Source organism: Bradyrhizobium sp. CCBAU 51753, assembly GCF_015291565.1.
Classification (GTDB): domain Bacteria; phylum Pseudomonadota; class Alphaproteobacteria; order Rhizobiales; family Xanthobacteraceae; genus Bradyrhizobium; species Bradyrhizobium ivorense.
This window is the reverse complement of the sequence record NZ_CP030037.1, coordinates 1,260,092-1,283,765: the sequence shown is the minus strand read 5'-3', so window position 1 is coordinate 1,283,765 and position 23,674 is coordinate 1,260,092. Positions and strand designations below refer to the sequence as shown.

Sequence of the window (23,674 nt, the reverse complement as noted above, 5' to 3'; positions counted from 1 at the left end):
CCTGCGCTAGGCGATGCGGAACAGCCGACTGGCATTGCCGAACAGGATTTTCTCGCGATCGGCATCCGAGAGCTTCGCCTGTCTGACGAGGCCGACCGGATCGTCATCACCCATGTCGAAAGGATAGTCCGAGCCCATCATCACGCGATCGGCGCCAACCGTGGCGACCAGATTGTCGATCAAGGTCGGCGAGAATACGCAGCTGTCGAACCACAAGCGCTTGAGATAGGTGGACGGCGCGTCCGCCGTGAAGCGGCGTACTTCGGGGCGCACCTTCCAAGCATGATCCATGCGCGCGGCATAGAACGGATAATAGCCTCCACCATGAGCGATCACCACGTCGAGATCGGGATGACGATCGAGAACGCCGCCCATGATGAAATGGGCGATGGCCAATGTTTCCTCGACCGGCTGACCAACGCTGTTTACCATGAAGAAGTCACCCAGGCGCTGGCCGTGAGAGAAGCCAAGTGGATGGATGAACAGCGGCGCCCGCAGTTTTGCGAGGCGCGCATAGAGCGGGTCGAAGGCGGCGTTGGAAAGTTCGAGATCCTCGACGCGGGTGTCGATCTGGAAGCCGCGCAGGCCGAGCGTATCGACACCATGCACGGCCTCTTCGATGGCCCGCTGCGGGAAGCGCATCGGCAGCGTGCCCATCCCGGCGAAATGTGCGGGGTCCTGCGCAACCATCGCGGCGACGTCCTCGTTTTGTGCGCGCGACAGTGCGACCAGCAGGTCCTCGTCGGCCCAGTAATGCTGCTGCGCCGGCGCTGGCGCGACGACCTGGATATCGACGCCCATCTTCGCCATCATCTCGCGGCGCTTGACGATATCGAGCATCAGCCCGGGCAGGATCTTGCCCTGCTCCGCATCAGTCTCGCGACTCGCCGGCGACATGTCGCGGCGATAGGGATTGCTCATCGGATCATATTTGCCGGCCACCAGCGGCTCGACGCGCTTGCTGAAGGCGTGGGTATGCATGTCGATGATGGGCATGAAACGTCTCTTCTAGTTGAGCTCGGCGGCGGCAGGCACACGGTGGTGCCAGTCGGTGGCGCTCTGATAGGCGTGCGCCGCGCGCAGCATGATTGCTTCGCAGTAGGGACGGCCGACCAACTGGAATGCGATGGGCAAGCCGGCGTTATCGAAGCCGCAGGGCACCGAGGCAGCGGGCAAACCAAGGTAATTGATGCCGCGGGTGCAATGGGTGAGCCGGCCGATGACGCCTGCCACATCGGCGGGATTGCCTTCGGTGGTCGCGGCAATAGTCGGCACCGGGATGGAGATCGCCGGTAGCAGAGCGAGATCGGCGTCACCGATGCAGGCTGTGATCCATGCTTCGGTAAGTTGCGCGCGGAGCGAGAGCGCTTCCACATAGCGTGTGGCCGGATAGTACCGGCCGGGCTCGATCCGGGCACGGACCTGATCGGCATAATCCTGCGGGCGCTCGATCAGCCAGCGGCGATGGATGGTCGCCGCCTCGACGCTCATCACGAGCTGCATCAGCGCATTGATCAACGTCATGTCGGGTGGTGTCGTTTCGGACACCACGGTGCCGAGCGAAGTCAGAGTCTTGACCGCTTCATCCAACGCAGACGTGATCTGCGGATGCAGCAATTCGCGATAATAGCCGCCGGGCACGGCGATGCGCAGGCCGGCGATGCCGGTATCGATGCCTTTGAGATAGTCGCGCCCCGCGATCACCGAGAGAATGCTCGCCGCGTCCTTCGCGGTGCGCGTCAGCGGACCAGCGCAATCGAGCGAGGCGGACAGCGGCATAACACCATCGATCGGCACGAGCCCCCAGGTCGGCTTCAACCCGATCAATCCGCACATGGCGCCGGGATGGCGCAACGAACCGCCGGTGTCAGTGCCGAGCGAGGCAGTGACGAGACGCGCCGCCACGGCAACGCCGGAACCCGACGACGATCCACCGGGCACGTGCGCCGGATTCCACGGATTGCGGGCATGGCCGAGAGACTCGTTAAAGCCGGTCGGGCTCATGGCAAATTCTGCGAGTTGTAGGCGGCCGAGATCGAGCGCGCCAGCCGCATCGAGCCGCGCGATGGCCGTCGATGTGACATCGGCTCGGAACTCTGCACGGATCCTGGAGCCGCCGCCAGAAAGATCACCGGCGCGATAGAACAGGTCCTTATGCGCCAGCGGCACGCCGTGCAGTGGCGGCAAGGCGGCGCCGGATGCACGCAGCCTGTCCGCGGCCGCCGCAGCGTCCATCGCGCGTGCGTTGTCGAGACGCACGACTGCATTGAGCTTGTGACCTATGCTCACAAGGCGGTTGAGGGCAACAGCGGTCGCCTCCACCGACGTCACCTCGCCGTCAGCGATGGCTTTGGCGAGCGCGCTCAGATCGAGCGCAGCAATCTGTGTCGCCTGCATCAGGACCTGTCCGCTTGGGCGAGCCACGCCTGATAGGCATAGGGCGAGGTATCGAATGGCATCGCGCGTAGGGCCTCGGTCGCGATCCGCGTATTCACATCTGTGACGAGAGCTGTCGCTCGCGCCGTGCGATTGGCGGATTCCGGTGCCTGATTCAGTTCGGCGACCACTTGCCGCAAAAGATCTTCGCTCATGACAACCTCACTGGACGCCGAGGCGTTGGAACAGCACATCGGTCTGATTGTTCAGTTCTTCCGCTGTGCCATGATGCACAACTCGCCCCGTCTCCAGCACATAGACGCGATCGGCAACCGCGAGTGCGCTGTAGAGATTTTGCTCGACCAAGAGGATCGACAGTCCCTCCTTCTTCAGATCGACGATGATGCCTTCGAGATGCTGCACCATCACCGGTGCAAGGCCCTCGGACGGCTCGTCCATCAGGATCAGTTCGGGGTCGATCATCAGTGCGCGGCCGACCGCGAGCATGCCGCGCTCGCCGCCGGAGAGCTGGCCGCCGCGATGATGGCGACGCTCGGCGAGGCGCGGAAATATCCCGAACACGCGATCGAGCGTCCAGCCGTCTTTGGCGCTTGCGCTCTTGAGCATGGTGAGATGTTCGGTGACCGTTAGCGACGGAAACAATCGGCGGCCCTGCGGCACGATGGCGATCTTCTTGCCGGCGATATCGTGCGCGCGCAGACCGAGCAGGCTCTCGCCACGCCAGGTGATTCTTCCCGAGCGCACCTGCGGCGGCACGAGGCCCATGATGCAGCGGATCACCGTGGTCTTACCCATGCCATTGCGGCCGAGCAGCGCCACGATTTCGCCGGGCATTACATCGAGCGAGACGCCGCGCACAACGACCGCATCGCCGTAACCGCTGTACAGATCGCGAATCTCAAGCATGGCGCGGCTTCCCGAGGTAAACTTCCTGGACTTTTGCGTTGCGGCGTATGCCTTCCGGCGGCTCCTCTACCAGCACGCGGCCCTCGAACATGCAGGTGACGTGATCGACGAGGCCGAGCGCGAGATCCATGTCGTGCTCGATCAGGATCACCGTGATGGCCGGATCGAGCGAGCGGATGACTTCCGCGATCATCGAGCGCTCCGAGGGCGACAGTCCGGCGGCGGGCTCGTCGAGCAGGAGCATGGTCGGCGTTGTCACCAGCGCGATGGCGATTTCGAGCTGGCGCTGCTCGCCATAGGACATTTCCTTGACGATGACATCCGCGCGCTCGGCAATGCGGGCGGCCTTCAGCGCCGAGGCGATGCGCGCAGCTTCGGCCTCGTCCGGATCAGGCGCGCCAAACAGCGAAAACTTCTTCGGCTTCAATCCACGCAGCGCCAGCATCATGTTGTCCTGCACGCTCAACGTCGGAAAGAGATTCGTGATCTGGAACGTGCGCGAGATGCCGAGCCGGGCTCGCCGATGCGGCGGCAGTTCTGACACGTCATTTCCGTTGAACATGACCTTGCCGGAGGTCGGCGGATGCGCGCCGGCAATGGCGTTGAACAGAGTAGTCTTGCCGGCGCCGTTAGGCCCGATGATGGCTCGGCGCTGGCCGCGTGGCACGGTCAGGCTGACCCCATCGACCGCCTTGAGGGCGTCGAAAGCCACCGTAACATCGCTCAGCGTCAGGATCGGTTCGGACACGGAAAAATCCTGTCAAGCGAGGCGCGGACCCGCCGCGTCTCGGTGTCAGCGTTTCAGATCAGGCCTTCTTGATACCCTGGAAGGTCCGCGAGTAAGGCGGCTGCTTCAGGTACGTCACCGGATCGTATTTCCAGAACTGCGAGACATTCGGATAGGTCTCGATCGGCACGTTCCAGAACTTGCCGTCGGCGCGCTTGACGACCTTGCGAATATAAACGTCATAGATCGGGTTGCCGTAGTCGTCGAACCTGACGGTCTTGCCGAGCGGCGAGTTGTCGAGTTCGGTCTTCAGCACCGTTTCGATGAAGGTCTCGCGGTCCTCAACCTTGCCGTCGATCTTCTTCAGCGCGGCATCGATCCACATCATGCCGGAATACATCGAGAAGCCGTAGAGCGACGGGATCTTACCGTATTTGGCCTCGTATTCCTTCTCGAACTTCGCAGTGGTCGGCACGTCCGAACCTTCGGCGAAATGCGCGGCTGCGACAATGCCTTCGCATTCCGGGCCTATGGTGCGGATGACCGACTGGTCAGTGCCGTTCATGGCCATCAGCAGCGGCGTCTTCTCCTTCAGACCGAAAGACGCATATTGCTGAATGAGGCGCGTCGAGTCGGCGCCGGTCTCCATGGCGAAGATGGCATCGACCTTGAGTTCGGCGAGCTGGCCGAGATAGGGGCTGAAGTCGGCAGTGTTCAGCGGATGCCAGAACTGCTGCACGATCGTCCCGCCGCCTTCGGTGAAGACCTGAGCTAGACCGCCGCACTGCTCATGACCGAAAGTATAATCCTGGCTGATGGTGGCGATCCTCTTGTAGCCCTGCTTCAGGCACCAGTCGCCGAACGGATGGGTAAAGGCGGAAGCCGTATAGCCGGCGACGCGGATCACGTTCTTGATGCGCGCGCGCTGGGTGAGATCGTCGGCGGCGATGATTGGAATGAAGTAAGGAGTGCCGGTGCCCTTGACGTAATTGGCGACGGCAAGGCCGGTATTGGCGAGCAAATTGCCGATCAGCATGTGGCAATTGCCCTGCTCCACCAGACGGCGCGCCTTCTGCAGCGCCGTGTCCGGGTTCGAGGCGTCGTCCTCGATCACGAGTTCAACCTTCCGGCCGCCCATCTCGTTCTTCACCTGATCGAGATAGAACTGCACACCCTCGACCATTTCCTTGCCGCCGGAAGCGACAACGCCGGTCAGTGGCGCCAACAGGCCGATCTTGATCGGCGTGGCCTGCGCTTGCGCGACGCGCCATGGCGCGGTGCCCACACCCATTGCAGTCACGGCGGCGGTCGAAGTCTTGAGAAATCGTCTGCGATCCATCTCGAAGCCCTTTCGTGAGAAACTCGAATGAAATGTAAGTGCGGTCTAAGGTGCTTTGGCCTTGCGCGAGAAGATCGCGCGCAGTTTGCCGATGATACCCTCGGGGGCAAAGATCATGATGAGGACGAAAGTGATGCCGAGCACCATCAGCCAGCGCTGAGTATAGGAGCTGACGATGTTCTCCAGTACGATGATCGCCGCCGCGCCGACAAAGGCGCCAAACAGCGTGCCAACACCGCCGGCGATCATCATCAGCACACCCTCCACTGACTGCGCGAGCGCGACGGTCGAGGGGCTGACGAAATTGTTGAACATCGCATAGAGCGCTCCGGCGATGCCGGCGAAGATGCCGGACACCGAGAAGCCGATGAACAGATGCAGCGGCACATTGTAGCCGAGGCTGCGCATGCGGCTTTCGCTGTCGCGGATACCGCGCAGCGTCAAGCCGAACGGCGAACACACGAAGCGCCACATCGCGTAAGAGACCACTGCCGCACAGGCCAACACCGCCCAGTAAAACGCGCTCTGACCGACAAGGATCGCCGGACGGACATCGCCGCGCATGCCGTTCTCGCCGCCGGTCACCTGAGTCCAGCGCAGACAGACGCCCCAGATGATCATGCCGAGCGCCAGCGTCAGCAGCAGGAAGTAGACGCCGGAGGTGCGCACCGCGAGCAGCGCGAACACCGCCGCCACCACAGTGGCCGCCGCAATACCGAGCAGCAGCGCCAACCACGGCGACATCTCCGCCTGCGAAGTCATATAGACCACCACATACGTGGAGACGCCGAAGATGGCGCCATGGCCAAGCGAGGTGCGGCCGGCGAAGCCCGCGAGGATATCGATCGACATCGCGAGAATGCCGAAGATCAGGATCTCGGTGGCGAGACCGACCTGATAACTGGACAATCCCAACGGCAGCAGCGCGGCGACGATCAGGATCGCAGCGGCAGTAATGGCGCCTCGCACGGTCATACCGAGAATCCGGGATTTGGATGCGGGCGTCATGTGGCACGTCCGAACAGGCCGAGCGGACGGAATGCCAGCAGCACCGCCATCGGGCCGAAGATCACGAAATAAGCGAGTTCGGGGAACATCACCTGCCCCAGCGTATTCAGCAGGCCCACCAGCAGGCTGCCGACGGCGACGCCGACCAGGCTGCCGCGACCGCCGATGATCACCACGGCAAGACTAAAGGTGAGGATTTCCGCATCCGCCGACGGGTAAAGCGACAGGAAGGCGCCACCCATCAGACCGGCAAGGCCGGCCAGCGCCGAGCCGAACAGGAAGGTAAACAGGAACACGCGGCGGATATTGACGCCGGAGGCTTCCACCATCTCGGCATCATCGACACCAGCGCGGATCAGCGCGCCGAGCCGCGTGTGATTGAGCAGCACCCACAGGCCGATGAAAACGAGAATGCCCATCACCAGCACGAACAGGCGGTACTTCGGATAGAAGGTCCCGAACACGCGCACACCGCCGCGCAGGAATTCCGGGATCGGGACGGTGAAGCTGTCCCCGCCCCAAATCACCAGCGCGAGATCGTTGAGGAAGAAGGCCACGCCGAGGGTCAGCAGCACCTGCCGCAGCTCGTTGCCGCGCACGAAGCGCAGCAGGCCCTGATCGAGCACGAAGCCGATGGCGGCGATCGCGGCCATGGCGCCGATCCCGCCGACGATGAAGCTGCCGGTCTTCACGGCGATGCTGAAACCGATATAGCCGCCGAACAGATACAGCGCGCCATGGGCGAGATTGACGATGCGCAAAAGGCCGAAGATCAGCGTGAAACCGCTCGCAACCACGAACAGCAGTGCAGCGAAGGTCAGGCCGTTGAGGAGTTGAAAGAGGCTCATGCCCGGTGACTTTGCCCGCCCTATGCCGCCGGCGCTTTCGGCCCGACGTCGAGATACCAAGCGAGAATCTGCTCGCCCGTCATGAAGGCGACGTCCGGCTTCTTCGCGATCGTGTCGAAGATGCGACGAAAATGCTTCAGGCGATGCGGTGCGCCCATGATGTAGGGGTGCACAACCAATGCCATCACGCGGGCGCTATCCGCCGCGTCCTCGTAGATCTGCTCGAACTGATCGATGGCGCGGTCGTAATATTCTGACGCCTTGTGATGCTGGATCAGCATCATGGCGACGTCGTTGCATTCCTGCGTATAGGGCACGTTCACGATGGGCGTGGTCGTCGTCTTTAGCCACACGGGCTGGTCGTCCAGCACCCAGTCGCATACATATTCATAGCCTTCCAGCTTCAGTAGATCCGGCGTTTCCCAGGTCTCGGTGAGGCCCGGTCCGAGCCAGCCACGCGGCCGTTTGCCGGTGATTTTTTCGATCACGTCGGCGGTCTTGCGGATATCCTCGCGCTCGTTCTCCACCTTCTGCATGTTGCGCTGAGTGAAGCCATGGCCCATGAATTCCCAGTTGCGTGCTTTCGCAGCCTCGACGATGGGCAGGTAGGCAGCAATTGCCGAACCGTTGATGGCCAGCGCCGCGGGCAGCTTGTAATCGTCAAACACTTTCAGCATGCGCCAGAAGCCGACGCGGTTGCCGTATTCGTGCCACGCCCAGTTTGGGATGTCCGGTGACGGCGAGCCGCCGGCCGGCGGCGTCAGCACGGTCCGCGGCATCGGCAGCGTGGCGTCCCATTCCTCCACATTGACGATGATCCACACCGCCATGCGCTTGCCATTCGGCAGCTTCAACGGTAGCCGGGCGTCGATCGGCGAATAAGAGATACGTTCGGTAGGCAGCATGCTCACACCTCTGGGGCAACGATGGTGATGCCGAGCGAGGGCAGCCCCTCGATGCGTGCATCGATGACATCGCCGGGCATCACGGCGCCGACACCGGCGGGGGTGCCCGTGTAGATCAGATCTCCCGGCTCCAGCCTCATCTGCTTGGAAAGCTGCGCCACGATTTCCGGCACGCTCCAGATCATCTGGCTGATATCGCCGCGTTGCTTCTCGACGCCGTTGACCGACAGCGTGATGACGCAATTGTTAAAATGCCGCGCGTCGCGCGCCGGCGCGATGACGCCGCAGGGCGCCGATGCGTCAAAGCTCTTGCCCATCTCCCAGGGCAGGCGCATGTCGCGCGCCTCGCGCTGGCGATCGCGGCGGGTGAGATCGATGCCGACCGCATAACCCCAGATATGTTCGAGCGCGTCTTCCACCGCGATATTGCGGCCGGGCTCACCGATCGCCAGCACCAGCTCGACCTCGTACTGGAAGTCCTCGGTGAAAGGCGGATACGGCACGCGCGAGCCATCTGGCACCACGCTGTCACGCGGCTTCTGAAAGAAGAAGGGCGGATCGCGTTCGTCGGCTTCCTTCATCTCGCGGATATGGTCGAGATAGTTGCGGCCGACGCAATAGACGCGGCGCACCGGAAAGAAACCGCCGCCGACGATCGGCACGCCGATCGCCGGGACCGGCGGCAATACCTGCTGACCTGCCACGCTCACTTGGTCACCTGCGTGTTGTACCAGTCGAGGATCTCGGCGCCGTTCATATGTACGACGCCTTCGAACTGGTTCACGTAGTCGTACACCTGCTCGAGATATTTGATGCGGAACGGCTGGCCGGAAATATAGGGATGGATCGCGATCGACATGATCTTCGGCCGATCAGCGCTTTCGATATATAGGCGATCGAACTGATCCTTGGCGCGGTTGAAGAACTGGGTCGCTTCGTGATGCTGCACCATCATCATCGGAATGTCGTTTATCTCGACCGTGTAAGGCAGCGTGGTGAGCGGTCCCTTGTCGGTGCGGATTACCGTGGGTTCGTCGTCATAGACCCAGTCGCCGATATATTTTACGCCAGCCTCGGCGAGATATTCCGGCGTCTCCAGCGTCTGCGTCAGGCCCGGTCCGAGCCACCCCACCGGGCGCTTGCCGGTGAACCTCTCGATCACGTCCATCGAGCGATGAATCATCGCCTTCTGATCGGCCTCCTTGTGGATCGGCCCCTGCTCATAAGCGTGGCCCATGAATTCCCATCCGAGATCCTTGGCTTCCCGCGCGACGCGCTCATAGTCCTCACAGACACGGGCATTGATCGACAGCGTCGGCTTGATGCCGAGCTTCTTGTACAGATCGAAGAAGCGCCAGGCACCGACACGCATGCCGTATTCATGCCAACTCCAGTTCGGCACGTCAGGGAGCAGCGGCAGGCCGGTCGGCGCCGGGAGCACCTGCCGCGCCATCGGCTTGGAAATGTCCCAGACCTCGAAATTGACGATAGTCCAGAAGATCAGACGGGCATTGCCTGGCAGCTTCAGCTTGGGGCGATCGACAATGGCAGAAAAATCAGAGCGCTCACGCGGCTGCATGGGACTGGTCATAGCTGGATGCCCTTGGAAGGTGAGAAATTGAAACGGATCATGCGACGCCGCTGCCGGCCTTGAGGCCGTCGAGCTCCATGACAGCATCGGTATCCATCACGAAGCCGAAGGCGGTGCGGATACAGGCGAGGCCGGCGGCATGCAGCTCGGGGCCGTCCATGCTGTCCACGCAGTCCTCGACCACGATCACCGAATAATCGCGCACATTGGCGGCCGTCGTCGTCGCCAGAACGCAGGAATTGGTATTCACGCCGGTGATCAGCAGCGTGTTGACGCCATGTGAGCGCAGCACAAAATCCAGATCGGTGCCGAGGAAGCAATCGTAGCGCTTCTTGGTGTCGATAATGAAATCCTTGGCGTCGAGCAGCTCCGGCATCACGGTGCACCCGGGACCGCCGATGATATTGTGCCGCATCACGTTCTTGCGCGTCGCCTTGGGATCCTCGGCGCGCGTGCGCCAGAACGGATTGGCGCGGATCTCAGCCTCGTCGCGATAGGAGGTGAGCTGGTGCACGACCAGAATGCCGTTGGCGCGGCACCAATCGAACAACCGCTTATTCGCAGCAATGACGCGGTCCGCCACCTCCTGCGTGGTCGGCATGGTCGCGACCGTCAGGTCGAGATGACCGCGATGAAGGTCGATGGCAACAACCGCAGCCTTGATATGATCGACACCGAGATTCATGCTCACACCAGCGGATTAAACGAGGTTTTCAGCAGCTCGCGCTGATCGATGCCGAACTTGTCGGCGAGCCAGTCGGCAAGGACCTCCTGCCCGATGGTCGGATTGTCGTGCTGGCAATGCTCGGCTCCGGTTTCTTCCGGTTCAAGCACGCGCAAGGTCGCATTCACGCCATTGGCGATAGCGTGATTATAGGTGGCCCGCGCCGCCGTCACTGTCAGCACGTCGTGACCACCATGCAGCACGAGATATGCGCACTTCATGTGCTTGAGATGCCCGTTCAATGTAAAGGGCTTCATCAGTTCGTGGGCTTCCGTCATGGTCTTGGCGCCAAATACCCAGCGGATATGCATCGCAAGGCCGAAATCGTCGCCCTTCTGGCCCCACATGTCATGCACGGACCACACCGCGCCATGGGAGATCACAGCCGCGAGGCGATGCTCGTAACAGCCGGCGCGCGCTGCGTAGTAGCCGCCCATGCTGGAACCGCAGACGGCAATGCGCGACGGATCGACATCGCTTCGCTGCTCCAACCAATCGATGCACTTGCCGACCGGCACTTCCGTATCGGCGCGCGTGGGAAGGCCGTGACGGCGCAGCGTGCCGCCCTGCCCGGGCAAATCGACCATCAGCACCGAGATGCCTCGCTGCAGACAGCCATGGGCCTGCATGTACCACATCTCATCCTTGATGGAATCGAGACCGCCCATGCAGATCAGCACCGGCAGCCTGTCGCCGGGAAATGGCGCGCGGATGAAGTAGCCGCAGATCGGCTTGCCCGGCTCATAGGGGATATCGACGACCTCGCCGGGTGGATTTAGATAGGAAATGAACTTGTGCGAACAGGCTTCCATCTTCTCGAAGGTCGGAAGCCGACGCTGGTCGATCGGCTCCAGATGGAATTCGGCTTGCCGGTAGTAATCGGCAGCACGGAGAAAGCAGTTCATGGCGGTGCGGATGTGGCCAAGTCTCTCCTCGGCCAGACCGCGTTGCCAGTTGGCATCGGCGATCACCATCCATTCCTTGTGCCAGCTCTCGAGATCGCCGGGGATCATCCGAGATCCCGCCAGCATCACCTCGGAGACGCTGCCGCCACCTTCCTGGGTCTCACCGAGACCGCGGCGGAATTGATAAGCGAGCCAGGGGTGTTCCGGCCAATGATGCCATCCGAACGGCTCATAATGCGGAGAACGGTCCGCAGTGATCTCCTCGATGGCATTTTCGCCGATCGCCTTCCCAGAACCCATGAGATGTGCCGTTCATTTTGGTCATTTCCGATGGCGCATCATTGCGCGTCACAAATCGGAGTCAACAAGAATTACATACACCTTTTAAACCTGATCAACATTTTGGCAGATTGCCTCCCTAAAATGCGCGGATTTCGTGCAAAATGTCGCTTGAATCTGTAGAGTGAACTACTCGAATTGACATTCCACAGCAAAAGTGTGTACAGTTGCGGTGATGGAAGAAATCGAGACGTCTGATCAGACAGACCTCAAAACAGCCGAAGCCGCGAGTATCCGCGCAGGCAACCGCGCGCTCTCGGTTATGGAGCGGATCCGCAACTTCATCCTGGATGGCACCGTCAGCGCCGGCGAGCGCATGAACGAGGTCCGGCTCAGCAAGACCCTTGATGTTTCGCGCACGCCGGTGCGCGCGGCCCTGCAGGCGCTGGCCGGCGAAGGCCTGCTTGATTACGCACCCAATCGCGGCTTTACCGTCCGGGAATTCCCTCTCAACGTCATCGTGGACGCCTATGAGATCCGCGCGTCGCTGGAGGGACTTGCAGCACGTTTTGCGGCCGAACGAGGCCTCAGCGACAGCGAGCGCGAAGTGATCGAGAAAAGTCTCGTTGCGGGCGATGAGTTGCTGTCACGCGGAGAATTTGCGGACGGCGACCTTCTCATCTATCGCGGCATCAATGGCGACTTTCACGACACGTTGCTGGCCGCTGCGCGCAATCGCATGCTCAGCGAGATGATCCGGATTTGCCATCACGTCCCGATGTCGTCGAGCCGCAACATCGTCGCTTTCGAACATCGTGATGTGCGCAGGCGACACGATGATCACCACCGCATTTACGAAGCCATCATGGCGCGCGAACCGTGGCGTGCAGAGGCAATCATGCGCGAGCACGTTTCTGGCGTGCGCGCTTCTCTTCTCAAGTCATTGAAGGGCAGGGTTTAATAGCGCGAGCGAGCGAACGAACCATCGCGAAGAATTGCGATGCCGGCTCAGCGAACGCCGGCAACGATCACACGTGCTCCCGCATCGGCGAGACGCTTGCACTGCTCCTCGGATGCGCCGACATCAGTCACCAGCGTCCAGCGCGGCGGCAGCGGCGCCCAGGCCATCTGTTCGGCGCGGCCGAGCTTGCTGGCGTCGGCGAGAACGATGACTTCCTTCGACTGCTGCATCATCAGCGACTTCAGTGCGACCTGTTCGAGATCCGCTTCGCACAGGCCACGGCCATTCACCACGCCGTCGGCGCTCATGACGGCGCGGTCCGCGGTCATGCGCCGCAGCGCCTCATTGGCGAGCGGCCCCATGGTGCTCATGCTGGTGGTGCGCAGCGCGCCGCCCAGCACCACAAGTTCTATGGTCGGACCTTTGGAGAGGAAGGGCAGCAGCGCAAGATTATTGGTGATGATGCGCAGCCGCCGCTGCTGCAGCAGTCGGCCGAAGGCTGCGACCGTCGAGCCGGCATCGAGAATCAGCGTGTCGCCATCCTCGATTAGATCGATCGCCGCGCGCGCGATCGCCTGCTTCTGTTTGCCCTGAACCGCGAGACGCTGCTCGAGCGTCGTCTCGTTCGCGTGGGCGGTGAGAATAGCGCCGCCATAGGTGCGTCGCACGGCATTGTTCTTGGAAAGATGCTGCAGGTCGCGCCGCACGGTGGAAGCGGAGACGTCGAAGCGCCGCGCGAGATCGTCGACATCGATCTCTCCCGCGTTCAGTGCTTCCAACAGACGAGCGTGACGCTCCTTGCTGCGCATCGACATCGAACCTCAGCCCCCGGATTCATTGCCGTCAGCCGAGCTCGACCGTATCGGCTTCGCGGCACGGCCGATGGATACCACGATGCATCGGCCGCGCAATGTCAGCGGTTAACGCGCATCTCGCTCCTCATCCTAAAGGAGTCCGCGCAGCCCCCTCAAGCCGCGTTCTTCGGCGCGAGATCGACCGCCTGCCGCAGCGCCTCGATCAGGCTGCGCTCGTCGGCGATGCCTTTGCCCGCGATGTCGAAGGCGGTCCCGTGATCGACCGAAGTGCGAATCACCGGCAGACCAACAGTGATGTTCACACCGGCTTCCAGCCCCAGCACCTTGATGGGCCCATGACCCTGATCGTGATACATCGCGACCACCATGTCGTAGTCGCCGCGGCCGGCCAGGAAGAACAGCGTGTCGGCAGGCAGGGGGCCGCGCACGTCCCAGCCCTTGCGCTGACAGGCTTGCACGGCCGGCGTGATCTTCGCGGCTTCCTCGCCGCGGCCGAACAACCCGTTCTCGCCGGCATGCGGATTGATGGCGCAGACGCCGATCTTCGGATTGGCGACGCCGGCGCGCACCAGCACGTCATGTCCGCGTGCGATGACACGCTCGACGAGGTCGGGCTCGATCTTCTCGATCGCATCGAGCAGGCCGATATGCGTGGTCACGTGAATGACGCGGAGTTTCGGCGACACCAGCATCATCGATACTTCCGGCGTGCCGGTCAGATGCGCCAGGAGCTCGGTATGGCCGGGATATCTGTGGCCGGCCGCATGCAGCGCTTCCTTGGAAAGCGGCGCGGTGCAGATGCCGTGCGCGAGCCCTGCCTGCACCACCTGCACCGCTTTCTCGATATAGCGATAGGCCGCATCACCTGCCGTTGCCGAGACCTTGCCGAACGGCAGATCGTCCGGCACCAGCTTCAGGTCAACGCACTGCACGGCCTTCGACGCAAAATTCGCCTGCTTCGCGTCGCTCAACGCATCGACCTCAAGCGACACGCCGACGATCTGACCGGCCTTGCGCAGACGGTTGGCGTCGCCGATCACCAGCGCATTGCAGATCGCCTGCACCTGCGGCTGCGCCAGCGCCTTCATGATCACCTCGGGCCCGATACCGGCCGGATCTCCCATGGTGATCGCAATGGTCGGACGAGTCATATGAAACTTCCTCTGGTTCGGACGGCGCGAAGCCGCTCGCTTATGCGGATGAGGCTGTTCTCGTCACCGAATGCGCCCGCTTTGGTGGCGATCGGAACAGACAATCGGCCAAGAGTAAGGCCGAGCGACACGCCCGGCTCGATTTCGTCGGCAAGACGGATGCCGTTGACGCCGAAGCGCGACAGCATCGCCGCGGCGGTTTCGCCGCCGGTCGCAGCGAAGGCGCCGATCGCGGGTGCGACGGCCTCAAGAGCGTCGGCGAGCCCCTTGGCGAGCTGCGGGCCGAGCGACATGTCGGGATCATCATCCATCATGATCTCAACCAGTGTATCGCCGCCGCCGGCAAGTCGTTTCATCACGTCCGCGGCGAGCGCCGCCCGGCCGGCACCATTGTTGAGCAGCGTCTCCGGCGCGACCGGGAAATGCGCCACGGTGCCGGTCGCCTCCAGCTCGCGCGCGGCGGCGCGAGATGCGCCGGCGAGCGAGCCCACCACGATCAGGGTGCCGGATGCCCTCGTCGGAATGCGCAGCGGCTCGACGGCATGGCTGGCTTCGAGGCCGGCCAGGGCGTGCGCGAGGCCGGCGCTGCCGATGAAGAAGGTTGCGGGCGATGCATGCAGGCTCGCCTCCGCGATCAAACGCAGATCGTGTTCAGTCTCGGCGTCGCAGGCCGCGACCACGTCGCCCTCCCGGGCGAGCCTCGCGAACGTGGCTTTGAGATCGCCACCGCGCACGGCAGCGAGCTTGACCTTCTCACCGCGAACGCCAGCGGTTCCGAGAACGTCGACAAGATCGGCATTCGGGTAGGTGTGGTCGCGGTGCCAGACCTCGGCCTCCTCGAGGGGGCGGTCTTTGACCAGGATGCGCCCGTCGATGGTGGTGCGGCCGGTGGCCGGAAAGGCCGGCGCGAACACGCCGAAGGCCGGACCCGACCGTGACTTGAGATGCGCAAGCACGGCGGCAGTCTCCGCCGCAGGTTGCCCCCGCAGCGTCGAGTCAATCTTCTTGAAAAGAATACGTCCGCCTTTGCACAGGTGCGCCAGCACATCGGCATGGCGGGCTGCAGCGGCCCCGGCCGAAAGGCCTCGACTCGCGGCATCGTAGGCCAGGACGGGCAGCTGGTTGCCCGACGCGTCGGTCATCTCACCCCACGTCACCGCAGCCGGACGCCCCCTTCTGCCGAAGGCGATCGCACAGTCCGCGGCACCGGTGAGATCGTCAGCGACGATCAGCCAGCTTTGGCTTGACGCGTTTTCTTGACTCGAACCGGTATCCACTTCGCTCGAAAGCGCTTTAGGGGCCATCCTCAGCGACCTGCTTCAGTGACTTTGCCTCAGTGACTTGCCTCAGTGACAACCGAGCGCGCCGCTGGGGTCATCTTGCCGGCAGAAGCCACGTTGTTCTCTTCTGCAGGCTTCTCGACGTCGCGGCCAACAACGCGGGCTGTCCAGGCGGTGACGATGGGCACGAGGATTGCGGTAACCACGACGCACGCCGCGACGAGGATAGTCGCAGGCCGCGCCGCGTCCGCATAGGCCGGATTCGCCGCGGCGACAATCGCCGGGACGGCCGCCGCATTACCGGCCGTCGAGGCCGCCGCAACACCCGCGACTCCATTCCCGCCAGTGATGCGATCGGCGAGGAACAGCGGGATGCCGGTCACAACCACCACCGCCACTCCCATGCCGAGGCCGAGCAGGCCGGCCTGCCAGACCTTCGACAGATCGAGGCCGGCGCCGAGCGCGAAGGCGAAGAACGGGATCATCACAGGCACCGCGCGGCTCAGGAAGTCGCGCATCTCTCTGTCGAGATTGCCGATGATCATACCCACCACCAGAGGCAGGATAGCGCCCACGAGGGTCTGCCATGGAAATGCCGAGAGGCCGGCGACGCCCAAAGTGATCATGGTGAGGAAAGGACCGCTCTCGAGCGACATGACGGTATAGGCGCCGACGTCACGCGGACGTCCATATTGGCCCATCAACGCCATATAGAGACCGCCATTGGTGTCGTTCATGGCGGCGACGATCGCGAGCGTCGAGACACCCGCGAACATGCCAGCTGCGACCGGCGTCTCTCCCAAAATGCGGCCGAAGATCAGGCCGAGAACAACGGCCACGCCAACCTTCACGATCAGCAGGGTGCCGCCCTTCTTCACAATGTAGGGGGTCGCGCGGAAGTCGATGCTCGCGCCCATGCAAACGTAGAACACGGCGAGAATCGTCAGCGCGCCAGAGAACAGTGCGCCGGTGAAGGAGCCAAAAAACTTCGGGGTATCGGGAAAGAAGGTGGCAATAAGCGCCCCGACCAACAGAGGGACTACCATCATCCCGCCAGGCACGCTCTCGATCGCCCGCTTAACTGGAACCTGCATTTTCTGTTGTCCTCCCGCGCATCGCGCACTTCGATCATTCTGCGCGTTCTGCTATAAAACGAGCAACCAACTCCGCCGTTTATGCTCATATCGCGCAGAATTCAAGACCTACATTGCGCATTTTGAGCAACCCGACCCGATCATTCGCTCCGTCGGATGCGATTGATTTTGCTCGCGGGAGAATGCGAGGGAACTGAGTCTCGGCCGTGCCCTCGCCTGCAGGCGGGACATCGCCTCGGCCAGCGGAACGTCGGCCTGTAAGCCGTCGCGCTCCTAACGATCTAAAATAAGAAACGACAAGCGATGTTTGAAAACGTTCGTTGGCCAACTGCATGGGTCTGCTTTGGTCAAAAGCTGACGGTGTCCGACCAAGAGACCGAAATCACTAAATAGAGCCCAGTTGAGTCCAAATCTGCGGATGGCTTTGCCAACAAATTTGAACCGATGACCTTCAGGTTATGAGCCTGACTATTTCCGAAGCGCTATTCGACACGCTGGCCCGCGCGCCAGCCCATTTCCCAGAAGTCTGCCTCGAGACGAGTAGCTTCCTTGAAGATCGCAATCAGCTCTGCCTCGCGGGCCGGGGTGGCGTAGAGATCAGCGAGACGCTCCAAGTGCGCCCCCGCTTTCGCCGCGACCTCTTGGTATGGCGCGCCGGCGTACTCGGCAATCCAACCGCGATAGGGGTTCGTCGCAGCGTTCGCGTCGGGTTGTGCAGCCAGCCGCTTCGCGATCTCCGCGTACCCGATCACGCACGGGGCCAGCGCCACCTTGAGCGCCAGCAGATCGCCGCGCATTCCGGCATCCAGCACGTAGCGGGTATAGGCTAGCATCTCGGCCGCCGGAGGGGTCTGTTCAAGGTCGCTTGGGGACAGACCCCAACCGGCACAGAACGTGACATGAAGGTTCATCTCGACATCAAGGATGGCCGAAAGACCGGCCGCGGCTTCACGCATGTCGGCAAGCTTGGGCGATTTGTAGACGGAGAGCGCGTAGGCGCGCGCGAACTCGATGAGGAACAAGTAATCCTGGGCAAGATAATAACGAAACGCCGCTTCGGCGAGCGAGCCGTCTGCCAGTCCGTTCGTGAATGGATGCTCGGTGTAAGCGCGCCACTCAGCAGATGCCTCTGTCTTTAGACGCTCCCAGAAACTCACGTTATGTTCCGCTTGGCTTGCATGAACCGCTTTTGATTACTTTCCCATAGCCTGCATCGTGACGCTGACCTTGGCCGGCCGCGGCGATCTGCCGGCCCGCTGCCGCATGGAGGTCTCTTGCCGTCGATCGCTGAGCCTGAGTGCGTTCTCACGTTATCACCTGCAGAACGCAACGTCCTGGTCCAAGATTCGACTACAGACGATCCGCACCAGTTTCGCGCTAGTAACAACCCGCGCAAAGCGCGGCGAACGTGGTCGAATTCGACGAAAAGGGCAGGAAACTTAGCAGCGGCGACGATTCTCCCACCAATGCCGACGGCAGACGCGATCAATTTGCCTTCGTCTTCACATATCGGCCCGGCGCGGATTCGCCCGAAGGATACTGGTTGCTGCCGAGCTGGGTACGGGCTGGCACCCGGTCCTCAGCCCACGGCTGGAGCCAGGCGATCCAGTCGTTCCACCAGCTGCCCGGCTTCTCGCTCGCGCCGGCGAACCACGCCGCGGGGTCGTCGCATCGCTGGTCCGATAGCCAATAGCTGCGCTTGTTCTTGGAGGCGGGATTGATCACGCCGGCAATGTGCCCGCTGGCGCCGAGCACGAAGCGGGTCTCGCCGCTGAACAGGCCCGTGGTGCGATAGGCCGATCGCCACGGCACGATGTGATCCTCCATGGTGGCCAGCACGTAGGCTGGCAGGTCGACCCGTCCGAGATCGACGGGGGTGCCGCACATCGTCAGCCGGTTCGGCTCGCGAAGATTGTTCTCCAGGTACATGTTCCTGATGTACCAGCAATACATCGGTCCCGGCAGGTTGGTGACGTCGGCGTTCCAGAACAAGAGATCGAAACGCTCCGGTGATTTTCCCTTCAGATAGTTGTCGATCACGTTCGGCCAGATCAGCTCCTTGGACCGCAGGGTCTGGAACACGAAGCCGAGCTCCGAGCCGCGGTAGATGCCGCCATTGCCGATCGTCAGCTCGCGCTGCCGGGTGCCCTCCTCGTCCACGAACACGCCGAGATCGCCGGGCTCGCGGAAGTCGAGCATCGTGGTCAGCAACGTCACGCTGGCGACCTGCTCGTCGCCGCGTGTCCGCAGGATCGCCAGCGCCGACGACAGGATAGTCCCGCCGACGCACCAGCCGACGACGTTGATCTTGTCGGCGCCCGCGATCGACCGGGCAATCTCGATGGCGCGCATGGCGCCGTGTTCGACGTAATCGTCCCAGCCGAAGTGCCCGCACGAGGCATCGGGATTGCGCCAGGAGACCATGAACACGGTCAGGCCATGCTCGACCGCGAAGCGGACAAATGAATTGGCCGGCTGCAGGTCGAGAATGTAGAACTTGTTGATACAGGGCGGCACGATCAGCAGCGGCCGGGCCGTCACCTGCTCGGTCGCCGGTGCATACTGAATGAGTTGAAACAGCTCGTTTTCGAACACCACCGCGCCCTTCGACGTGGCGACATCCTTGCCGACCTCGAACGCCTGCTCGTCCGTGATGGTCAGGCTGCCTCGGCCCAGATCGGCCATCAGATTGTCGAGGCCTGCCTTCAGGCTCTGACCTTCGCTATCCGTCGCCAGCTTGATGACGTCAGGGTTGGAGGCGATGAAATTGGTCGGGCTCATCGCCTCGACCAGCTGGCGGGTGAAGAAGCGCAGGCGATGCTTTTCCTTCTCGTCGAGCTCGAGCGCCTCGACGAAATCGACGCAATAGCGCGAGTTCAGGAGATAGCATTGCTTAAGCAGGCTATAGGCGGCGTTGTCGCGCCATTCCGTGGCGTTGAACCTGCGATCGCCGCGCGCAGGCTCGATGCCGCCGTCGCTCTGCACGCCGGCTGCGGATTTCATCACGTGCTCGGTGAGCTGGTACAGGCGCATCAGGTGGCCCGCCTGCAATTCGGCGAGGCGGCCCGACGCGTTCAGGGCCGCGCCGAGGTCCGCCCCGTCACCATTGCTTTTGGGCGCCCACCCGAGCGATCGCCACAGGCTTTCCCCCGCCTTCATGAAGCCCTCGACAAACTCGTCAGGCATGTTGAATGGCCGATTCATGACGTCCCCTCGCAAGATTGATGAGTTCGTTTGCTTCCGACTTCGGGCCGCTTCTACCTGGCGCCCTTTACCCTCGCATGAACGAGAGCTTGTGATCTCGTCGCCCGCATGGGGCAGCCGTCGGCTGCCGCGATCGTCAGGACGCGGAGCGCACGGTCGCGCCTTCCCTGATGCCGTCGACGTTGACTGAAAGCCGCTTGATCTTGTCGTACAGCGTCTGCTTCGGGATGCTCAGCAGCACGGCGGTCGCCTGCACGTCGCCCTGCTTGCGCCGCAGCGCGTCCTCGATGATCGAGCGCTCGATGTTCTCCAGCTGCCGCGGCAACGACACCTCCGATGTAGCGATGCCGGACTTGGTGATCGCCTTGCCATCGAGCACGCCGAGCACGAAACGGTCGGCGACGTTGCGCAGCTCGCGCACGTTTCCCGGCCACGAATAGGCGAGCAGGCGCAACATGGTCTGCTCGTCGAGGATCGGGGCGTCGCGCTCGAACCGCCGCGCCGCGTCCAGGGTGAAGTGCTCGAACAGCAGCGGGATATCCTCGCGCCGCTCGCGCAGCGGCGGCAGCTCGATGAAGGCGACGCCGAGGCGATAATACAGATCGGCGCGAAACAGCCGCTTTTCGCTCAGCTCGAGCAAATTCACCTTGCTCGCGGCCACGACCCGGCAATCCACCGCGATCGGCTTGTTGGTGCCGACGCGCTCAATCGACCGATCCTGGAGCGAGCGCAGCAGCTTGACCTGGACGCTCAGCGGCATGCTCTCGATCTCGTCGAGGAACAGCGTTCCGCCATTGGCATATTCGATCTTGCCGATCCGCTGACGGGTGGCGCCGGTGAAGGCGCCGACCTCGTGGCCGAACAGCTCGCTCTCGACCAGCGATTCCGGCAGGCCGCCGCAGTTCACCGCGACATAATTGCCGCCGCGACGGCCGCTGTGATTGTGCAGACAGCGCGCGACGACGTCCTTGCCGGTCCCGGTTTCACCATAGATCGTGACGTCGACATTGGTCGCCGCCAGCGTGGAGACGAGACGGCGCACTTCCTGGATCTGCGGCGACCGGCCGAGCAGGCTCGCGTCGATGCCCTGGCGGTCCGCCAGCGCTGAACGCAACGAGCGCACCTCGAGCGTCAGCCGCCGCTTCTCGGCCGCGCGGCGCACCACCGAGATCAGCTGCTCCGAGGAACAGGGTTTTTCGATGAAGTCATAGGCGCCGGTCCGCATCGCCTGCACGGCCATCGAGATATCGCCGTGACCGGTGATCAGGATCACCGGCAGATCCTGGTCCAGCCGGCGGAGATCCGACAGCCAGTCAAGCCCGCTCCGCCCGCGCAATCGCACGTCGCAGACCACTACAAAGGGCATGTCGGCACGGACTGATCCGTTGGCGGTCTCGACCGAGGCAAATCCGAGGACGGAGAATCCGGCAAGCTCGAGCGCCTGAACGCCGCCGATCCGGACGTCGTCATCGTCCTCGACATAGATCACGCCGATCGTTTGGTCATCGCCCATGCGAAGCCGCCTCTGCTGTCTCAGCCAATGGAAGGGTCACGACGAACTCGGCACCATCAGGCATCAGGTTTCGCGCATGCAGCTCGCCGCCAAACGATCGCGCGATGTGGTTGGAGAGCATCAGGCCGAGGCCCAGGCCCTTGCCCGCGGGCTTGGTCGTCACAAACGGTTCGAACATGCGCTGCAGCACGTCGGTGGCGATCGCGGGTCCGCTGTTGCTGATGGCGATGCGGCAGCGCGCGGCCGGCGCTTCTTCCCTGCCCGCCCGGATCAGGATCGACTTGCGCTCTGCGCCTTCCACGGCATCGAGCGCGTTCGCCACGATGTTGCACAACAGTTGCTCGAGCCGGGTCTGATCGGCAACGACACAGAGTTTTGCGTCGACCTCGGTCACGACGGCGACGCCGCCCTCCTTGACGCGCCCGGCCAGGATCTTGAGCGACTCGGCCACGGCATGATCGACCGAGACCGCGCCGAGCGGGCTGCTCGACTTGTAGGCGAATACCCGCAACTGGCTGGTCAGGCGCGCGAGCCGGCGTACCAGCTCGCCAATCCGGGTGAGGTTGCCGCGGGCATCGCCGATCGCGCCGCGGTCGACCAGCAGGACCGCGTTGTCGGCTGCGGTCTGCAGCGCGGCCAGCGGCTGGTTCAGCTCGTGGACGATGCCGGCCGACATCTGGCCGAGCGCTGCCAGCTTGCCGGCATGGACCAGCTCATCCTGCGTGGCCCGCAATTCGGCGGTGCGTTCCTGCACCCTGGTCTCGAGCATGTCGTTCGCGGCCTCCAGCGCAGCCTGGCTGGCCAGCCGTTGCTGGATCTCTCTGCGGCGTTGCTCGACAAGGCCAAGCGCCAGCAGCGCAACGACGGCCGCGAGGCCCGATATCACGGCGATGATCAGCGCGGTCTGCCGCGTCGGCGCCTCGTCGTCGAGCAGGATCAGCCGCCACAGGCCGCGGTTGATCGGAAGCTCACTGACCGTGTAGGCGGTGCCGTTTTCCGCGGTGATCCGCGCAGCATCGCCGGTGGACTGACCAGCGAAATTCCATCCCAGTGGTGCCAGGTCGTGGTTGCCGTAGGGTTTGGATCGCGCAATGTCGTCGCGCGTCTGAACCGACAGCGGCGCCATCGGGCGATAGCGCCACGCGTCGCGAGAGGCGAGGATCGTCACCCCGCGCTCGTCGACCAGCAGAATGTCGTTCTCGGTGTTGCGCCACGCCTGCTCGAACGATTCCAGATTGACCTTGACGGTGGCAACGCCCTTGGTCGCCCCGCCGTCCTTCAGCGCATAGGACAGATAGTAGCCGGCCTTGGCGGTCGTGATGCCGACGCCGTAGAACGCGCCGCGGCCGCGCGAGAGCGCTTCGCTGACATAGGGGCGATAGGACAGGTTTTCGCCGAACGGCGTCCCGGGCTGGTCGAAATCCGCCGCGGCAAGCGTCGCGCCGGAGACGCTCAGAACATAGAGGTTGTCGGCTCCCGCAAGCAGATTGATCGACTTCAAGTAAAGGCTGACGGATTGCTGCAGTGCACGATCGTCGGGAGCCTCGAGCAGCCGGAACACGCTGGGCGATGTCTCCAGCAGTGACGGCAGATACTCAAATCGCGAAAGATGGCCGTCGAGCCTGGCAGCCTCGACGGTCAGGCGCTGCTGAGCTGCGGCGTGCAGATGGTCGAGCCCCTGGCGGAACGCGATCACATATCCGAGCCACGACGCCGCGGCGACCAGCGCAAGAGCAACCGCGCCGCGAACCAGCCAACGCGTGGAAGTGGGCACCACCGAGCCGACTGTGGCAGGTCCCTTGATGGTCACCAGGGAAGGAAGCTCCGTCATCTCGTGAACCAGCACAACACCGGGAGCGCCGGCCATTGCGGACGACCACTCACGCATGGCCCAACTCTACGGTCTCGCCCCGGAATACGCGATAGGAAAATCCAGTGCAGGCGATGACGACCGGCAGGATCAAGCCGAGGAACATCGCATCCATCAGCCTTCCCTCCAGCTTCGGCACAGCATCATGGCCGACACA

22 protein-coding genes are annotated in these 23,674 nt (G+C 62.9%); 1 reads left to right on the top strand and 21 read right to left on the bottom strand.

All coding sequences use genetic code 11. The features are described 5' to 3' along the window. Nucleotides 1-6 precede the first annotated feature (6 nt). The 13 genes from XH93_RS05800 to XH93_RS05740 are packed head-to-tail and all read right to left on the bottom strand — an operon-like array spanning nucleotide 7 to nucleotide 11,419. Nucleotides 7-996, bottom strand: coding sequence for an amidohydrolase family protein (locus tag XH93_RS05800; protein WP_194472782.1), 990 nt, complete (start codon nucleotides 994-996; stop codon nucleotides 7-9). A 12-nt stretch (nucleotides 997-1,008) separates the two neighbouring features. Then, nucleotides 1,009-2,397: an amidase gene (locus tag XH93_RS05795; RefSeq protein WP_194472781.1), complete on the bottom strand. Its 1,389-nt coding sequence runs from the start codon at nucleotides 2,395-2,397 to the stop codon at nucleotides 1,009-1,011. Further along, a complete protein-coding gene (locus XH93_RS05790) occupies nucleotides 2,397-2,591 on the bottom strand; it encodes a hypothetical protein (protein WP_194472780.1) in 195 nt (64 codons plus the stop codon). The genes XH93_RS05795 and XH93_RS05790 overlap by 1 nt, the downstream gene beginning before the upstream one ends. Before the next feature lie 7 nt (nucleotides 2,592-2,598). After that, nucleotides 2,599-3,303 carry an ABC transporter ATP-binding protein gene (locus XH93_RS05785; protein ID WP_194472779.1) on the bottom strand — a complete coding sequence of 235 codons (705 nt, stop codon included), beginning with the start codon at nucleotides 3,301-3,303 and terminating at the stop codon, nucleotides 2,599-2,601. After that, entirely contained in the window at nucleotides 3,296-4,051 is a 756-nt protein-coding gene (locus XH93_RS05780; RefSeq protein WP_194472778.1) for an ABC transporter ATP-binding protein, read from the bottom strand. Before XH93_RS05780 ends, XH93_RS05785 begins: the two co-directional genes overlap by 8 nt. 58 nt (nucleotides 4,052-4,109) lie before the next feature. Beyond that, the gene (locus XH93_RS05775) at nucleotides 4,110-5,369 is read right to left on the bottom strand and encodes an ABC transporter substrate-binding protein (protein WP_194472777.1); all 1,260 of its coding nucleotides are present in this window, start codon (nucleotides 5,367-5,369) and stop codon (nucleotides 4,110-4,112) included. Between the two features lie 45 nt (nucleotides 5,370-5,414). Continuing rightward, nucleotides 5,415-6,344: a branched-chain amino acid ABC transporter permease gene (locus tag XH93_RS05770; protein ID WP_194472776.1), complete on the bottom strand. Its 930-nt coding sequence runs from the start codon at nucleotides 6,342-6,344 to the stop codon at nucleotides 5,415-5,417. Between the two features lie 29 nt (nucleotides 6,345-6,373). Further along, entirely contained in the window at nucleotides 6,374-7,225 is an 852-nt protein-coding gene (locus XH93_RS05765; RefSeq protein ID WP_139480473.1) for a branched-chain amino acid ABC transporter permease, read from the bottom strand. A gap of 20 nt (nucleotides 7,226-7,245) precedes the next feature. Then, nucleotides 7,246-8,130, bottom strand: coding sequence for a polysaccharide deacetylase family protein (locus tag XH93_RS05760; RefSeq protein ID WP_194472775.1), 885 nt, complete (start codon nucleotides 8,128-8,130; stop codon nucleotides 7,246-7,248). A gap of 2 nt (nucleotides 8,131-8,132) precedes the next feature. Continuing rightward, nucleotides 8,133-8,840 (bottom strand): fumarylacetoacetate hydrolase family protein, encoded by a 708-nt coding sequence (locus tag XH93_RS05755; RefSeq protein WP_194472774.1) that lies wholly within the window; start codon nucleotides 8,838-8,840, stop codon nucleotides 8,133-8,135. Further along, nucleotides 8,837-9,721, bottom strand: a complete 885-nt coding sequence (locus XH93_RS05750; protein WP_229175849.1) for a polysaccharide deacetylase family protein — start codon at nucleotides 9,719-9,721, stop codon at nucleotides 8,837-8,839. Before XH93_RS05750 ends, XH93_RS05755 begins: the two co-directional genes overlap by 4 nt. Nucleotides 9,722-9,758: 37 nt before the next feature. Continuing rightward, nucleotides 9,759-10,406 (bottom strand): cysteine hydrolase family protein, encoded by a 648-nt coding sequence (locus XH93_RS05745; RefSeq protein ID WP_139861848.1) that lies wholly within the window; start codon nucleotides 10,404-10,406, stop codon nucleotides 9,759-9,761. A gap of 2 nt (nucleotides 10,407-10,408) precedes the next feature. Further along, on the bottom strand, nucleotides 10,409-11,419 hold the full coding sequence (locus XH93_RS05740; RefSeq protein ID WP_194472773.1) for a S9 family peptidase: 1,011 nt from the start codon (nucleotides 11,417-11,419) through the stop codon (nucleotides 10,409-10,411). 445 nt (nucleotides 11,420-11,864) lie between these two features. On the opposite strand from XH93_RS05740, the gene XH93_RS05735 reads away from it, so the two are divergent. Further along, nucleotides 11,865-12,590: a GntR family transcriptional regulator gene (locus tag XH93_RS05735; RefSeq protein ID WP_194472772.1), complete on the top strand. Its 726-nt coding sequence runs from the start codon at nucleotides 11,865-11,867 to the stop codon at nucleotides 12,588-12,590. 47 nt (nucleotides 12,591-12,637) lie between these two features. Here the strand turns inward: XH93_RS05735 and XH93_RS05730 are convergent, their stop codons facing one another. The 8 genes from XH93_RS05730 to XH93_RS05695 all read right to left on the bottom strand — a co-directional run bounded on the left by XH93_RS05730 (nucleotide 12,638) and on the right by XH93_RS05695 (nucleotide 23,535). After that, nucleotides 12,638-13,405, bottom strand: a complete 768-nt coding sequence (locus XH93_RS05730) for a DeoR/GlpR family DNA-binding transcription regulator (RefSeq protein ID WP_194472771.1) — start codon at nucleotides 13,403-13,405, stop codon at nucleotides 12,638-12,640. 152 nt (nucleotides 13,406-13,557) lie between these two features. Next, on the bottom strand, nucleotides 13,558-14,556 hold the full coding sequence (gene pdxA, locus XH93_RS05725; RefSeq protein WP_194472770.1) for a 4-hydroxythreonine-4-phosphate dehydrogenase PdxA: 999 nt from the start codon (nucleotides 14,554-14,556) through the stop codon (nucleotides 13,558-13,560). Next, nucleotides 14,553-15,860, bottom strand: coding sequence for a four-carbon acid sugar kinase family protein (locus XH93_RS05720; RefSeq protein ID WP_194472769.1), 1,308 nt, complete (start codon nucleotides 15,858-15,860; stop codon nucleotides 14,553-14,555). Before XH93_RS05720 ends, pdxA begins: the two co-directional genes overlap by 4 nt. Nucleotides 15,861-15,889: 29 nt before the next feature. Further along, entirely contained in the window at nucleotides 15,890-16,930 is a 1,041-nt protein-coding gene (locus tag XH93_RS05715) for a 2-keto-3-deoxygluconate permease (protein WP_194472768.1), read from the bottom strand. Nucleotides 16,931-17,412: 482 nt separating this feature from the next. After that, the gene (gene tenA, locus XH93_RS05710) at nucleotides 17,413-18,087 is read right to left on the bottom strand and encodes a thiaminase II (RefSeq protein ID WP_194472767.1); all 675 of its coding nucleotides are present in this window, start codon (nucleotides 18,085-18,087) and stop codon (nucleotides 17,413-17,415) included. A gap of 328 nt (nucleotides 18,088-18,415) precedes the next feature. Continuing rightward, the gene (locus XH93_RS05705; protein WP_194472766.1) at nucleotides 18,416-20,134 is read right to left on the bottom strand and encodes an alpha/beta hydrolase; all 1,719 of its coding nucleotides are present in this window, start codon (nucleotides 20,132-20,134) and stop codon (nucleotides 18,416-18,418) included. 136 nt (nucleotides 20,135-20,270) lie between these two features. Further along, nucleotides 20,271-21,647: a sigma-54 dependent transcriptional regulator gene (locus tag XH93_RS05700; RefSeq protein ID WP_194472765.1), complete on the bottom strand. Its 1,377-nt coding sequence runs from the start codon at nucleotides 21,645-21,647 to the stop codon at nucleotides 20,271-20,273. Beyond that, a complete protein-coding gene (locus tag XH93_RS05695) occupies nucleotides 21,637-23,535 on the bottom strand; it encodes an ATP-binding protein (protein WP_194472764.1) in 1,899 nt (632 codons plus the stop codon). Before XH93_RS05695 ends, XH93_RS05700 begins: the two co-directional genes overlap by 11 nt. Nucleotides 23,536-23,674: the final 139 nt, after the last annotated feature.